Consider the following 14,919-nt stretch of genomic DNA (forward strand, 5'->3'; position numbering starts at 1 on the left):
TCAGGTTGTCGATGACAGCAGCACCACGCTGCCGGCCGCCAGCATGCCGCCCGCACCCTGCACGAGCACGGTCTTCGGCCTGCGCTGCGGCGCCGCGCCCAGCGGCTGGCCGCGCAACTGCCGCACGGCTTCGACGAGGCTGTCCATGTTGCAGGAAATGCCCGGCTGGCCGAACGACAGCCAGCCGCCATTGGTATCGGTCGGCAGGTCGCCGTCGATGCCGGTGCGGCCTTCGCGGTACAAGTCGATTCCGCGGCCCTTCTTTGCAAAGCCCAGGTCCTCCATGACGATGGGCCCCATGTGCGCGAAGTTCACGGAGATCTGCGCCATGTCGATATCCGCGCGCGACAAACCGGACATGCCGAACGCCTGGTTCGCCGCGGCGGCCGTGGCCGTGTGGGTCAGGTTGGGCATGGGTCCGAGTTCGGGGAACCGGCACGCGCGCATGTTCATGCGGTCCGTCAGGTATTCGTGCGTCGTGGCAGACCCGTAGCCGAGCAGGTAGACCGGATCGGCGTGCATCGCCCGCGCCCGTTCCGGCGACGTGACCACCAGCGCACCGCCGGTGCCGCCGCCCCACGTCGAGCACATCCACCGCCGCAGCGGACTGGCGACGTAGGGCGACGCCAGCACCGTCTCGCGGTCCACTTCCCCGAAGCGCGCCTTGGCCGCGTGCGGATGGTGAATGCCCCAGCGCTGGTTCGACACCGCCACGTCGGCCAGATCGGCCTCGGTCAGGCCGTACTCGTGCAGATACCGGCAGGCGGCCTGCCCGTACAGCGCCGGGATGATGGGCCCGTACGGCACTTCGAACTGCGGATCGGCGTCGGCTTCGGCGCCCATGGCGACGGCGTCGACGAACAGCTCCGTCGCATCGCTCTGCAGGCACAGCACGTACTCGGCCTGCCCGGCCGCGATCATCTCCGCGGCCACCGCCAGCGTCGCCGTGAGGCCGGCCCCGTGCATCGTGATCTCGGTGGTGCGCTTCACTGGCATCTGCATGTGCGAGATGAAGATGTTGCTCCACTGCGAGCGCTTGTCGGCCCACGGCGAGCGGCCCGTGTAGACCGCGTCGACCTGCTCCTTGCGGATGCCCGCGTCACGCAGCGCGCGCCGCGTGGCTTCGGCCGCAAGCTGAAGGGGGTCCTTGCGATTCTGCCGGGAGGCGTAGGCGTCCCCCATCCCGACAATCGCGGCGACTGGCTTCGTCGACATCATGCCGCCCTCAGGCCGCCTTCAGTTCGGGCAGCGACGACGCGATCAGCGCGTCGAGGTCCTCGCGCTTGCGCAGCATCAGCAGGCTCCATTCGCCCTGCTGGAGCAGGTCGCCATTCTGGTTGATCGCGCTGATGCGGAACTTGATCACGCCGTACTTCTCGTCCTTCTCCTTCTTTCCGATGACCTCGCATACCGCGTAGATGGTGTCGTTGATGTACACCGGGTTGCGGAAACGCATGTTGTCGATGCCATAGTTGGCCTGGATGCCGAGGCCGAACTGGATCAGGCCGGTGACGATGGAATACGTCAGCGAGCCCTGCACCAGCCGCTGGCCGAAGCGGGTCTTCGACGCGTAGTGCGTGTTGGAGTGGATCTCGATCCAGTTGCCGGTCAGCGCGCAGTAGTTGACCACGTCGGCCTCGGTGACGGTGCGCCCGCCCGAGCGGAACACCTGGCCGATCTCCAGTTCGTCATACGTCTGGTCGATGCGGTTGTTGATGATGCGCTTGCTCGTGTCGCTCATGTCTTTCTCCTTCTATGTCGTCTGGTTCAGCCGATCCGCATCGACTTGGCGATGATGGTCTTCTGGATCTGCGAGGTGCCGCCGCCGATGGTCGACTGCACGCTTTCGCGCAGGTAGCGCTCCATGTCGGCTTCGGGCAGGTTGGCGTAGCCGCCGAGCACCTGCATGCCCGTCAGCGCGCACTGCTTGAGCGTTTCGGAGCCGTACAGCTTGGCCATCGACACCTCGCGGCTGCACGGCACGTCGGCCGCCGCCATCTGCGCAGCGCGGTAGCACAGCAGGCGCGCGGCATCCACTTCGGTCTGGCGGTCCGCCAGCATGTGCTTGAGCACCTGGAAGTCCCACAGCTGCTTGCCGAACTGGATGCGCTCGTGGGCGTACTGCGTGGCCTTCGACACTGCCATCTGCGCGTTGCCGACATAGGCGGCGGCCACCGCGCAGCGCTCCAGTTCAAGGTGCTTGGTAATGATTTCCCAGCCCTGGCCTTGCTCGCCCAGCAGGGCGTCGGCCGGCACGCGGACTTCATCGAGGAAGATCTCGGTGGTGCCCGTGGCGTGGCGCGACAGCGTCGGCAGCTTGTTGATGACCAGGCCCGGCGTGGTATTCGGGATGAGCAGCACCGACAGGCCGCCGTGCTTGTTGTCGGCATCGGTGCGCACCAGCATGGCAATGACCGTGTCCTTCGCCGCAGCGCCGCTGCACCACAGCTTCTGGCCCGAGACGATCCAGTCGCCGTTCTCGTCGCGGCGGGCGCGGGTCTTGGTGTTCGAGGCGTCGGAGCCGGCGTCGGGCTCGGAGATCGACACCGAGAAGCGGATCTTGCCGTCGATAAACGGCTTGATGTACTTGTCCTTCTGCGCGGCGGTGCCGTACTTCCCGATGTTCATCGCCGTGAAGGTCGGCACCAGTACCGCGGCCGCGAAGTCGAAGCCGAACTTGCCAAGGCCCTCGGCCATCAGCGTGTAGTCGAAGATGTCGCCGCCCGCGCCGCCCTCTTCCTCGCTGAACAGCAGGCCCAGCCAGCCCTGCTTCGCGATCTTGTCGTAGGCCTCGTACGGATAGTCGCGGTTCTGGTCGCACTTGCGTACGTATTCGACCGTGACCTCGTTGTCCATGAAGCGGTTCACGGTGTCGAGCCACAGGGCCTGGGATTCATTCAGGAAGTTCGGTTGCACTTCGTCTCTCCGTTGTTGGGTTGCGCCGACCTGCATGTATGCGGCGCGTATTGGAAGAGTAGAGTCGTGCCACCGCGAGGCCAACTGGCCATTTTTGAAGCGGCGTTTCGGTGCGGGCGAAATGAAAAAGGCGGGCACGAATGCCCGCCTTGCTGGCGGTCCGGAAATCCGGGGTATCAGTGTCAGCTCAGTCCTGCGCTGGCGCGGGCGCCTGTTCGCCGGGACGTTCGAGCAGTTGCTTCATCAGCGCGGCGGCGGCCGGACTCAGCAAACGGCCGCGCGGCGTGGCGATATGGACGCTGCGCACGGCCCACGGTTCATCCAGCGGAATGCAGCTCACGTCATCGAACAGTTCATGGCTGACCAGGCACTCCGGCTGCACCGTCACGCCCAGCCCCGCTTGCACGAGACTGATCGCCGTGCCGGCGCTGCGCACGCTGAACAGCGGCTGGAACTCCTTCCCAAGCCGCTTTGCCGCGACGCGAAAAGCGCCGAGCATCGCGTCGACCGGAATCACGCGCTCGGGCAGCAGGTCGGCGAACGTGACGATCTCGCGCGCGCCCAGCGCGTGGGACCGCGGCACCACGGCCACCAGCCGGTCGCGTCGATACGGCGTGACATCCACGCCGCCGAGTTCCAGTTCGTGAGCCATGGCGAACACGCCTATGTCGGCATCGCTGCGGGACACCGCCTCCAGGATCTGGGCGTTCTCCACCTCGCGCACGGCCAGCTCAACCAGCGGAAAATCCCGCGCATAGTCGCCCAGTTCGCGGGCCAGGAACGGCGCAATGATCGAGCGCGCCGACGCGACCACGACCTTGCCGCGCATCCCTTCGGTGAAGGCCGATATCTCGGAGCGCATGTCCTCCACGTTCTCGAAGATGCGGCGTGCGTAGTGCACCAGCACCGCGCCGGCTGGACTGGGCACCACGCCTTTCGGGCCGCGTTCGAGCAGCTTGACGCCCGCGATGTCCTCAAGGTCCTGGATGCGTTTGGTCGCCGTCGAGGCGGCAATGTTTTCCCGCAGCGCAGCACGCTGGATCTGCTGCTCCTCAACGGCGGACAGAAAGAGGCGCAGCGTGAACAGGTCGATCTGCCGGATCAGGTGCAGGCGATTGAATGTGCCCATGGATGTGCCCAAGTGTCGGAGGTCGGGACAGGTGTGATGAGCAGGATATTACGCCTCGCCGCGGCACGGCGTTCATCAGCCCGGAGCGCTGCGCTGCCTGCTGGCGATGCAGGGGCGAAGCGTAGGGCGTGCGGCTCGGCAGGCCAACTGGCCTTTTTTGAAGTGGCCGTTCGGTGTAGTCGAAGCAGTCGCTGTGCGGCCGCACTTATCCAAATATCGTGCTGCTCACCAGCGCCTTCGCCACCAGCGTGCCGGCATCCGGCTCCTCCGCATACACTTCCACGTCGCTGACAACCTGGCGACGCCCCCGACGCACCACGGTCGCCACTGCACGCAGGCTGGTACCGTTGGCCGGGGCAAGGTACTGCACGGTCAGCGAGTTGGTCGCCCCGCCCTTCATGTGCTCCGGGTCCGCGCCGGATGCCGACGCGGCGGCACCCGCGATATCGATCAGCGTGGCGATGACGCCGCCGTGGACCATATTGCCAACGGTGATGTTCTCGTGACGGAAAGGCAACACCAGTTCGACGTGTTCCGGCTTCAGCACATCGAGCTGCACGCCGAGCGCTCGCGCCACGGGGGACCCGATCAGCACCTCTTTCACCATCTGGCGCATGCGCGAATGGGTCACGGCGGGGACAGGAACGGCCTGGGCTAGGGCTTCACGCATGTCTGGCTCCTTGGGTTCGGTGTGGTTGCTGGCAGCGTACCGGGCATGGCGTATCCGCTCAATGACTTCCGAGGTAATTGGCACGATTCGGCCCCTATCTGGCAGCCAATGCTGCCGCTCCGGGCGCATGCAAACCCGGGACGTCCTGGCTGGCCGTTTATAATGCCGGACTGCCAGTTCCTCCCGCTTCTGCATGTCGTCCTTCCCCCATGATTCCGCCCTGCCCGCCGTCCAGTCCGACGCCACGGGACTGGCTGACCGCCCTGACAGCCCCTGCATCGGCATCTGCTCGACGCTGTTCGACGAGATCTGCCAGGGCTGCGGACGCACGGCGGCCGAGGTCAGCAACTGGGTGTTCCTGAGCGAGGATGAAAAGCAGGTGGTCTGGGAACGCATCACCCGCGAGGGTACAGCCCGGCGCTTCCGCCAGGGCTGAGCGCGCAGGGAGCATCAGCCACCGGCCAGGCGCTTCTCCATATCCTCGACTTCATGCCGCGCCACCCGCTGGCGCGCGAGCTTGCGCCAGTTCTCGGCCAAGGGCGGCAATTCCGCCATCTCCGCCAGCGCCGTAAAGTCGAGGCGTTCCACGTACAGCACGCGCAGCAGGCGCGCCAGGCTCCAGTCCGGATACGGCCGGCTGACCAGTGTCAGCGCATCGCCAGCGCGCAGTTCACCCTCTTCGATCACGCGGTAGTACCAGCCCGTCCGCAGGCTCTCCTGCACGGCGCGGGACATGCCCGTGTGGCCAAAACGATGGTTCAGCTTCCAGCACGGCTGGCGCGCCTGTGACAGCTCCACCAATGCCGTGCCCAGACGGAAGCGGTCGCCAATGCAGACGTCCGCCTCAGTCAGCCCGCTGCTGCTCAGATTCTCGCCAAAAGCGCCTGGCGCCCACAGGACCGCGCCGGCCTGCGTCGAGATATCTGCAAGCTCGGCCCGCCACGCCGGATAGTGGTCGAATGCGTAGTGATGCAGCGCTTTTTCCGGGCCGCCGTGATGCTTCGGATCGCCCCGGCCATCGCCAGCGAGGCCTAGCGTAGTCACCGCTACAGCCTCCGTCAGCGGCCGCTTGTCGATGCCGCTCGGGATGCCCTTGGGGCCGAACGGGCGAACCGGGCCGATCAGCACCGTATCAATCGTGACCTGGGGTAGTTCCGCCAAGGTTGTCTGGCTCACAGGCCGGCCTCATCGAGCCAGCGCGCGAACATGCGCTGTCCTGCTGCCGCCACACGCTCGCCAACCTCGGCCGTGCGGGCGCGGATGGTGCGCGGATCGATGCCGGCCTTGGCCAGTTCCACGGTGTGGCCGATCAGCCAGGCTTCGATATCGCGTGGCATCACCTCGGGATGGAACTGCAGCGCCAGCACCTGCTTGCCGATGGCGTAGGCCTGGTTCATGACGGCCGCCGTCGATGCCAGCAGTTCGGCGCCTGCTGGCAGATCGAACGTATCGCCGTGCCAGTGCAGGACCTCCCAGTCGGCAGCCTCGAGTTCCGCCAGCGCGGAATCGCGGCCGCGTGCCGTCGGGACGATCGGCGCCCAGCCAATCTCGCGGGTTCCGGGATAGACGCGGGCGCCGGAGGCGGCGGCAATCAGCTGCGCACCAAGGCAAACCCCGATCACCTTGCCACCGGCTGCAAGGCGCGCGCGAATCAGCGCGATTTCCTGTTCCAGCCAGGGATAGGCAGCAGTCTCGTACACGCCGATCGGGCCGCCGAGCACGAGCAGCAGGTCCGGAGCATTGTCTGCAATGGGTTGCAGGTCATCCACGCCCGCCTGGAACACCTGCAGGGCATGGCCGCGCGCGCGCAACGCTTCGGCGATCACGCCGCCGTGCTCGAAAGCGACGTGCTGGATGATGTAAGTGGTACGCGATGGGGTGGACGTTGCCATGCACGGCTCCTGCCGAAAGAATGGCCCGAAATAGTAACGCCATTCCGCTAGCGACGTCCGGCGCGCGGCTATTTGCCGCGTACAGCCCCTTCGCGTACCTTGGCGGGTTCAAGCACCAGCGTATCGAACGGCTCGCGCACCGGCTCCTGCTTTCCTGCCATGGTGATGTATTCAACGGCGGCCCACTTGCCGGTCCAGTCGCGGTAGTTCGGCGACACGGGATTCCCTGATTGCCCGGTCGAATCCATGAAACGCGAGGCATCCAGATCGGACAAGTCATAGAGCGCCCGCAAGCTGGCCGCATGCGTGCTCTCGAACGGCGCCTGCTCGTCGCGCAGGTTGTTGCGGCCGACGTTGACGGTGTACGTATCGCCGCCAGTGGGCACGCGCAGGTTGAAGAAGCCCGACAGGTACGGCTGCTTGCCGAATGGCTTGTGCTCGGAACGCGCTGCGTGTGCCTTGCCCCAGCGCCACTTGCCGGCGTTATCGCCATAGCGCTGCGACAGGTCGGCGATGGCGAGCGTCCACGCATCCGCGACGGCAGCGGCGCATGACTCATGCTCGGTCGTACCCAGCTTGTCGCACCAGAAGCTGCCCAGCGATCCCGGACCCGCCGGATTGCGCAGGATATTCAGCATCGGCTGATGCACGTTGCGCTGTTCCCACATGCGCTGGAACAGGGGCTCACCGACCTTGTCCTCGAACAGCCGGCGCGACAGCTCGCGCAGCCACGCGGAAACCACCAGCGGTTCGGCCGACGTGGCATCCATGGTGCCGTCCCACTTTCGCAGGGCATCGAACAACTCGCGCTCGCGCCCGGGCCGCGATTTGTCGCTCGCTACCGGCGAGGCCAGCAGCAACGGCAGAATATCGCGCACGGCAAGCGACACCACATCCTTCTGGATCGCACCGAACGACTCGAAGGTATGGCGCGGCGTGGCATCGAGCAGCGACCGGATGCGCTGGTAGCGATACGGCACGGTCCATTCGCTCGTGATGAAGTACGGATAGTCCGTGCCCACGATGCGCTGGTTCGCCGTCACGATGATGCCGTTGGGCGGGTTGTAGGCACGCGGCAGGTGCTCGAACGGGATAAAGCCGTTCCAGTCATAGCGCGCGTCCCAGCCCGGCGCCGGCGCAAGTCCCTTGAGATCGTTGTCGGCACGGCGCAGCGGAATCCGACCCGGCGCGATAAAGCCGATATTGCCGTCCACATCGGCATAGACCATGTTCTGTTGCGGCGAATGGAAGTCCCGCAGCGCCTGCGTGAAGCTGGCCCAGTCCGTGGCGACATTCAGTTTCAGGCCGGCCTGAAACGTGCGATCGTCAGCGCGCAGTGCGGTCCACTGAAACGCGACGACATAGCGAGCGCCCAGCGGCGACGCGGCATTGGCGACCGGTTCCGACACATCGGAGATGACCGGGCCATGGCGCGTCTCGCGCACCGTCAGCGCAACATCGGCCGCGCCTTTGACATGGATGGTCTCGGCACGCGTCACGAACGCGGCCCAGCCATCCGGCGTCTGGTAGTTATCGGTGCTGCCCGGCTGCAGGCGCTCGAGGTACAGGTCTTGCACGTCCGGCGCGGTATTGGTGAAGCCCCACGCGATGCGCGCATTGTGGCCCAGCACCACCAGCGGCGCACCGGGCAACGTCGCGCCGGCCACGTCCAGCCCCGGCGCCTGCAGATGGGCGAAATACCACAGCGCTGGAGCCTGCAGGCCCAGGTGCGGATCATTGGCGAGCATCGGCTTGCCCGATTGCGTATGCGCACCCGAAACGACCCAGTTGTTCGACCCCATGCCCTCCACATAGCTGGGCGGCGCCATGTCGCCGACGCGGGCCAGTGCCGAGGCGAGCGGCGCCAGATGGCGGTACAGAGTGCCGTAGTCGAGCGTGCGCACGGGCCGCTCACCCGGGTAGGGTGCGAGCAGTTCGCTGATGCGCGCGGTCGGCAAGACTTGCGACAGCGCCATGCGCAGCGTTTCCTGGGTCCAGTTGCCGCCGAGATCCCAGGCCATCATGGTCTGCCAGCCCAGTGTATCGGCAGGCTCCCAGTGTTCGGGGCGCGTCTGCAGCAGAAGGAATTCGGGCGGCAGCGGTCCCTTGCGCTGGTCGATATAGGCATTCACGCCGGCCGCATACGCTTGCAAGGCCGCGCGCGTATCGGGTTCGAGTTGCGCGTAGATGGCATCAGCATTGCGGCGAACGCCGAGCGTGCGCAGGAACTTGTCCGTATCGAGCGCCTTCGGCCCGAGGATTTCAGCGAGCCGCCCGGCCACGATGCGCTTGTTCATCTGCATCTGCCACAACCGGTCCTGCGCGTGCACGAACCCCATCGCGTAGTAAGCGTCGAGGCGCGAGGCCGCGCGGATATGCGGTACGGCATTGCGATCGCGCACGATGGTGACGCGACCCTGCAGCCCCTGCAATGACAAGGTACCTGCAGTCTGCGGTTGCGATGCCTGCCGGTACCAGATATACCCGCCTGCCAGCGCTGCCGCCGAAACCAGCAACAGCACTATCACCAGCCAGGCCAGGCGTCGGAACCAGCGCATCTGTTGTCTCCCTTTGAGGACTCGTCCTTATTGTTTGGCCGCAATTATCGCCACGAATGCATCCAAATAAAAAGCCCCGCATGCTGCCATGCAGGGCTTTTGCACCAGAATGCCGGTCTCGCGATCAGGCCGGCTTCTTGAATTGCAGGGACTTGTACTCGAGGAATTCCTCGAGCCCGTACTTGCCGGCCTCGCGCCCGTTGCCGGACTGCTTGTAGCCGCCGAACGGCGCCGACATATTGAACGGGCCGCCGTTGATATCGACCTGCCCGGTCCGGATGCGGCGCGCCACGCGAATCGCGCGCGCCTCATCGCCCGCCCAGACGCCGCCACCGAGCCCATAGATGCTGTCGTTCGCGATACGCACGGCGTCTTCTTCCGTGTCGTAGCAGATGATCGACAGCACCGGCCCGAAGATCTCTTCCTGCGCCACGGTGGCACGCGGCTCCACATTGCCAAGCACCGTCGGCTTGACGAAGAAGCCCTTCTCCAGGCCAGCCGGTGCATCCGGGCCGCCCGCCACCAGCTCGGCGCCCTCTTCCAGACCGCGACGGATATAGCCCGTCACGCGGTCCTTCTGCACGGCGGAAATCAGCGGTCCAAGCCTGGTGGTTTCCTGCAGCGGATCGCCAACGGTGAAACCCTCGACCACCTTCGCGGCGATCGCCTTGACCTCGTCATAGCGGCTGCGCGGCACCAACATGCGGGTATGTGCAGAGCACGTCTGGCCAGAGTTCAGGAAGCACGCATTGATGGTGCCCTTTACCGCGGCAGGCAGGTCCGCGTCATCCAGGATCACCGAAGCCGACTTGCCACCAAGCTCCAACGCCACGCGCTTGACGGATTGCGAGGCCAGTTCGGACACGCGCTTGCCGGCGCGGGTCGAACCCGTGAACGACACCATGTCCACTTCGGGATGGCTGGCCAGCACTTCGCCAACCACCGGGCCATAGCCGGTCACCAGGTTGAACACACCAGGCGGCAGGCCCGCCTCCGCGATCACCTCTGCCAGCACGAAGGCATTCAGCGGCGCCACTTCCGACGGCTTCAGCACCACCGTGCAGCCGGCCGCCAGTGCTGGGGCCACCTTTAGCGTGATCTGATTGAGCGGGTAGTTCCACGGCGTGATGGCCGCGACCACACCCACCGGCTCTCGCACGACCAGAGAATTGCCGACCTCTTCCTCGAAATCGAAACCTTCGAGCAGTTTCGCTGCCTGGCCCCAGTTGTAGACGGGGCCACCGACCTGGATCGCGCGCGCCAGCTTGATCGGCATGCCGACCTCGCCCGCGATGAGCTGCGCCAGTTCCTCGGTGCGTGCCTTCAGGCCCTCCGCAATCTTGCGGATGTAGCCGGCCCGCTCTGCCGGCGGCGTGGCAGCCCAGCCGTCGAACGCCGCGCGGGCCGCCTGGATCGCGTCTTCCGCGTCACGCGCGCTGCCTTCGGGGATGCGGCCCATGACCGCTTCGGTGGTGGAGTGAATGACGTCGATCAGCCCCGTGCCGTGCGGGCTGACCCATTTGCCGTTAATGAAGAGTTTGTCTCGTTGTTGCATGGCCACAGTTGTCAGATTGGTCAATCAGCGGTTGCAATTTTTGTTACTTTTATGGTGCACGCACATTGTAGAGCGGATTGCGCCGGGCGGTTTTTTGCGCCGCGAAGCCACGATACAACAGATGGCGATAATCGGCCGCGCCTCAGGGGAGCTCGCCCGCGCGGCCGATACATAACAAGGAGCGAGACATGGTCAATCCGATTTACCGCAAGACCGAAGCGGGTCTCGACGAGATCAAGACGCGCGCGCGCAAACTCGACCACAAGCTGCGCGCCCTGCTGCTGATCGTCAATGGCGAGCGGCGCGAACAGGAACTGCTGTCGCAGCTCGACGGCATGGGCGTGGGGCCTGAGTCGCTTGGTCAACTCGTGCAGATGTCGCTGGTCGAGCCGGTGACTGAGGCTCTTCCGGTATCGCCTTCTAAGGCACCAGCGCAAGCCTCTGCGCCAGCCACCGAAGACAGCAATCTCTTCTCGCTGTATGCGATGCGGCGCGTCGAAGCGCCCGCGGCCCAGGCACCGGTTGCGGCACTGTCGCCTGCCAGCGAAGACGCCGTGCATTCGCCGGCGGCCATCCAGGCCTACCAGCGGCTCTACCACTTCTATACGGACGTCATCAGCCAGCATCTCGGCCTGCGCGGCTATCTCATGCAGGTCAAGGTGGAAAAGGCTACCGACCTGCCATCGCTGATCGCCTTGCGCGATCCGCTGCATGCGGCGTTGCTCAAGGCCAAGGGCGATATCACCGCGCAAGCCATTACGGGGCAGTTGGACCAGATCGTCGAGGCGATCGAGGCGGACAAGGGGATCTAAGGAAACGCTGGCGCAACAAACGCAAAGGCCGCCCGGAGGCGGCCTTTGCGCTGTCAGGATGCCCGACGATCAGCCGTCGATACCCTGCGACTGCAGGTACTCGTCATACGTGCCGAGGTAATCGGTCAGCGTGCCATCGGTACGCACTTCGATCACGCGCGTGGCCAGGCCGCTCACGAACTCGCGGTCGTGCGAAACGAAGATCAGCGTGCCGGTAAACTTGTCCAGCGCGATCTGCATCGACTCGATCGATTCCATGTCCATGTGGTTGGTCGGCTCGTCCAGCGCCAGCACGTTATGGCGGCCCAGCATCAGCTTGCCCCAGATCATGCGGCCCTTCTCGCCACCGGATAGCACCTTGACGTTCTTCCTGATGTCATCGGCCGAGAACAGCAGGCGGCCCAGCGTGCCGCGCAGCGACGTTTCGTCATCGCCCGCCTGCGTCCACTGGCTCATCCAGTCCATCACGTCGCGGTCTTCGGGGAATTCCTCGTAGGTATCCTGCGGCATGTAGCCGACGTTGGCGTTCTCGGCCCACTTGACCGTGCCACGATCCACCTCGACACCGCGCTGCACGCCGGTCTGTACTGCACCGTTCAGCAGGCTGCGCAGCAGCGTGGTCTTGCCCGCGCCGTTCTCGCCGATGATTGCCACGCGCTCGCCGGCCTGGATCGCCAATGACAGGTTGTTGATGATCTTGCGGTCGTAGGTCTTGGTGACGCCTTCGACTTCCACGGCAAGATTGTGCAGCTTCTTCTCGAACTCGAAGCGGATGAACGGGTTCTGGCGCGACGACGGCTTGATGTCCTCGACCTTGATCTTCTCGATCTGCTTGGCACGCGAGGTCGCCTGGCGGGCCTTCGACTTGTTGGCCGAGAAGCGGCGCACGAAGTCCTGCAGTTCGCTGATGCGTTCCTTGGCGCGCGCGTTGGCGGCCATCTGGCGCTCGCGGGCCTGCATCGACGCTTCCATGTAGTCGTCGTAGTTGCCCGGGTAGACCTTCAACGTGCCGTAGTCCATGTCGGCCATGTGCGTGCAGACCGAGTTCAGGAAGTGGCGATCGTGGGAAATGATGATCATGGTGGAGTTGCGCTCGTTGAGCACGGTCTCCAGCCAGCGGATCGTGTTGATGTCCAGGTTGTTGGTCGGTTCGTCGAGCAACAGCACGTCCGGGTTCGAGAACAGTGCCTGCGCCAGCAGCACGCGCAGCTTCCAGCCGGGGGCGACATCGCTCATCGGGCCCTGGTGCTGGCTGGTAGGAATGCCCACGCCCAGCAGCAGTTCACCGGCGCGCGCTTCGGCCGTGTAGCCGTCGTACTCGGCGTACTTGGCCTCGAGCTCCGCGGCCTTCATGTAGTCTTCGTCGGTCGCTTCCGGGTTGGCGTAGATCGCGTCGCGCTCCTGCGCGGCGGCCCACATCTCGGTGTGGCCCATCATGACGACGTCCAGCACGCGCATGTCTTCATACGCGAACTGGTCCTGGCGCAGTTTGCCCAGGCGGATGCCCGGTTCCAGCATGACGTTGCCTGCGGACGATTCGAGATCGCCGCCCAGGATCTTCATGAAGGTGGACTTGCCGCAGCCGTTCGCGCCGATCAGGCCGTAGCGGTTGCCCTCGCCGAACTTGACCGAGATATTCTCGAACAACGGCTTGGGGCCGAACTGCATGGTGATGTTTGCGGTAGAAAGCACGTCTGGAACCTTGTCTGGAAACGGGGTATGGCGCCTGTGCGCCTGGCTTGCCGGAACGGTGCGCCGTCGATGCGCCCCGGTTCATGGGAGAACCCGGCAGGAAATGGGGAAATAACCGATTATTTTACCATCCGCCTGCCTTTCCGGCGACCGGATGGCACGGCGGCACATGCTGTCAGGCCAGCGGCGGAAGCACCGGATAGCCTGACATGACCAGCGTGAAGCCTTCCGCACTTGCAGTGAGCTGCGCGTGCCCACCGACCGGCAGCGTCAGCTTGCGCGCGCAGTGACCGAACGGCAGGCCTGTCAGCACCGGCACGTGCAACTGGTCGCGCAGATAAGCAACGACGGCGTCCATGTCGTAGCCATTGTCGTAATCCGTCACGCGGTAGTTGGAGAAATCTCCAAGGATGATCGCGCGCTGCGTACCAAGCACGCCGGCCTGGAACAATTGCAGCAACATGCGCTCCACGCGGTAAGGCGGCTCGTTGATGTCTTCAAGGAACAAGATGCCGCCTTCCACCCGCGGCATGAACGGCGTGCCGAGCAGGCTGCACAGCATGGCCAGGTTGCCGCCCCACAGCGTGCCCGTGACCGTGCCCGAGAACGGCTGGCCGTCATCTTGCGGTGCCAGCACAGTCACCGTGTAGGCCGGGTCGCGCAGCACGCCCTCGAAGTGCTCCCACATGAACGGATCGACCGTGTCGGCGCCAAAGTCGGCGAGGAGCATCGGGCCGGCAAACGTCACGCCGCCAGTTGCGGCCAGATAGGCGAGCTGGAACGCCGTGAAGTCGCTGTGACCGACGATGGGCGTGGCGGTTGCGCGCGCCTGTTCGGCAATCTGCGCGAAATCCAGCCGGTCCAGCAGTCGCGCAATGCCGTAGCCGCCGCGTACGGCCAGCGTCAGTTCATGCGGCGCACCGGTGCCGATCGCATGCAGGTCCGAAAGCCGTTCCGCATCGGTACCGCCGAAGCGCAGGTAGCGCCGCGCCAGCACATCGGGGTTGGTCGTGTGATACCCGTGCGACTTGAGCCACGCACAGCCGCGCGCCGCAATGGCGACATCGTGCGGGTAGCCGGACGACGCGATCAGGCGAACTTCGGTATGCGGCTTGGGGCTCGGTGTGCTCATGCGGATTCGTGATCGTGCGGGGGATCAGGATTGTTCGGGATCGGACAGCGTCCGGGCAGCGAGTTGCGCCGCCTTCTGCGCGCGGCGCCGGGCACCGAAGAAGTCCTTCAGCATCTGCCCGCACTCGTCCGCGAGCACTCCGCCCGTAATGGTGGTCTGGTGGTTCAGTTGTGCCTGCTCGAACAGGTTCACTACGCTACCGGCGGCGCCGGTCTTCGGGTCCGACGCACCGAACACCACATGGCGCAGGCGCGCATGGAGGATCGCGCCGCTGCACATCGCGCAAGGTTCCAGCGTCACATACAGTTCGCACTCCGGCATGCGGTAGTTGCCGAGCACCTGGGCCGCGGCGCGCAGCGCCTGCATTTCGGCATGGGCTGACGGATCCATCGACTTGATCGGCAGGTTGTGGCCGCGCGCGATGATGGCGTCGTTCCACACCACCACCGCACCGACCGGCACCTCGCCCGCGGCCTCGGCCAGACGGGCCTCGTCCATGGCGGCGCGCAGGTAGCGCTCGTCGCGCGCGATCTCGTCCGCGGTGCGGGTATCCGTCATCGCCG

General features: G+C 65.3%; 14 protein-coding genes. 2 read left to right on the plus strand and 12 right to left on the minus strand.

The window, feature by feature from the left end; genetic code table 11:
- The 5 genes from ACIGJG_RS09465 to ACIGJG_RS09485 form a co-directional block, all read right to left on the minus strand.
- Positions 1 to 1,215 (minus strand): thiolase family protein, encoded by a 1,215-nt coding sequence (locus tag ACIGJG_RS09465; protein ID WP_041679967.1) that lies wholly within the window; start codon positions 1,213 to 1,215, stop codon positions 1 to 3.
- A gap of 10 nt (positions 1,216 to 1,225) precedes the next feature.
- Complete coding sequence (locus tag ACIGJG_RS09470) at positions 1,226 to 1,741, minus strand: MaoC family dehydratase (RefSeq protein ID WP_011297997.1); 516 nt, start codon at positions 1,739 to 1,741, stop codon at positions 1,226 to 1,228.
- Positions 1,742 to 1,767: 26 nt separating this feature from the next.
- Positions 1,768 to 2,916 (minus strand): acyl-CoA dehydrogenase family protein, encoded by a 1,149-nt coding sequence (locus ACIGJG_RS09475; RefSeq protein WP_483672269.1) that lies wholly within the window; start codon positions 2,914 to 2,916, stop codon positions 1,768 to 1,770.
- A gap of 187 nt (positions 2,917 to 3,103) precedes the next feature.
- Positions 3,104 to 4,045: a LysR family transcriptional regulator gene (locus ACIGJG_RS09480; protein ID WP_011297999.1), complete on the minus strand. Its 942-nt coding sequence runs from the start codon at positions 4,043 to 4,045 to the stop codon at positions 3,104 to 3,106.
- 205 nt (positions 4,046 to 4,250) lie between these two features.
- Positions 4,251 to 4,715 carry a PaaI family thioesterase gene (locus tag ACIGJG_RS09485; protein ID WP_140949546.1) on the minus strand — a complete coding sequence of 155 codons (465 nt, stop codon included), beginning with the start codon at positions 4,713 to 4,715 and terminating at the stop codon, positions 4,251 to 4,253.
- Between the two features lie 193 nt (positions 4,716 to 4,908).
- Between ACIGJG_RS09485 and ACIGJG_RS09490 the strand changes: the two genes are divergently transcribed.
- Positions 4,909 to 5,151, plus strand: coding sequence for a DUF1289 domain-containing protein (locus ACIGJG_RS09490; RefSeq protein WP_011298001.1), 243 nt, complete (start codon positions 4,909 to 4,911; stop codon positions 5,149 to 5,151).
- A 14-nt stretch (positions 5,152 to 5,165) separates the two neighbouring features.
- Here the strand turns inward: ACIGJG_RS09490 and ACIGJG_RS09495 are convergent, their stop codons facing one another.
- From ACIGJG_RS09495 to ACIGJG_RS09510, 4 genes are all read right to left on the minus strand, one after another.
- Entirely contained in the window at positions 5,166 to 5,891 is a 726-nt protein-coding gene (locus ACIGJG_RS09495) for an MOSC domain-containing protein (protein WP_220630720.1), read from the minus strand.
- Positions 5,888 to 6,607 carry a glutamine amidotransferase gene (locus ACIGJG_RS09500; RefSeq protein WP_140949549.1) on the minus strand — a complete coding sequence of 240 codons (720 nt, stop codon included), beginning with the start codon at positions 6,605 to 6,607 and terminating at the stop codon, positions 5,888 to 5,890. Before ACIGJG_RS09500 ends, ACIGJG_RS09495 begins: the two co-directional genes overlap by 4 nt.
- A 68-nt stretch (positions 6,608 to 6,675) precedes the next feature.
- A complete protein-coding gene (locus ACIGJG_RS09505) occupies positions 6,676 to 9,165 on the minus strand; it encodes a penicillin acylase family protein (protein WP_483672270.1) in 2,490 nt (829 codons plus the stop codon).
- Between the two features lie 124 nt (positions 9,166 to 9,289).
- Complete coding sequence (locus tag ACIGJG_RS09510; RefSeq protein WP_483672271.1) at positions 9,290 to 10,720, minus strand: aldehyde dehydrogenase family protein; 1,431 nt, start codon at positions 10,718 to 10,720, stop codon at positions 9,290 to 9,292.
- A gap of 188 nt (positions 10,721 to 10,908) precedes the next feature.
- Here ACIGJG_RS09510 and ACIGJG_RS09515 point away from each other — a divergent pair, with 188 nt between their 5' ends.
- Positions 10,909 to 11,532, plus strand: coding sequence for a hypothetical protein (locus ACIGJG_RS09515; RefSeq protein WP_140949552.1), 624 nt, complete (start codon positions 10,909 to 10,911; stop codon positions 11,530 to 11,532).
- A gap of 69 nt (positions 11,533 to 11,601) precedes the next feature.
- Here the strand turns inward: ACIGJG_RS09515 and ACIGJG_RS09520 are convergent, their stop codons facing one another.
- The 3 genes from ACIGJG_RS09520 to tadA form a co-directional block, all read right to left on the minus strand.
- On the minus strand, positions 11,602 to 13,224 hold the full coding sequence (locus ACIGJG_RS09520) for an ABC-F family ATPase (RefSeq protein ID WP_011298007.1): 1,623 nt from the start codon (positions 13,222 to 13,224) through the stop codon (positions 11,602 to 11,604).
- A gap of 175 nt (positions 13,225 to 13,399) precedes the next feature.
- Positions 13,400 to 14,356, minus strand: coding sequence for a muramoyltetrapeptide carboxypeptidase (gene ldcA, locus ACIGJG_RS09525; protein WP_011298008.1), 957 nt, complete (start codon positions 14,354 to 14,356; stop codon positions 13,400 to 13,402).
- 24 nt (positions 14,357 to 14,380) lie between these two features.
- The gene (gene tadA, locus ACIGJG_RS09530) at positions 14,381 to 14,914 is read right to left on the minus strand and encodes a tRNA adenosine(34) deaminase TadA (protein ID WP_011298009.1); all 534 of its coding nucleotides are present in this window, start codon (positions 14,912 to 14,914) and stop codon (positions 14,381 to 14,383) included.
- Positions 14,915 to 14,919: the final 5 nt, after the last annotated feature.

Source organism: Cupriavidus sp. C1SS-2L (assembly GCF_057073735.1).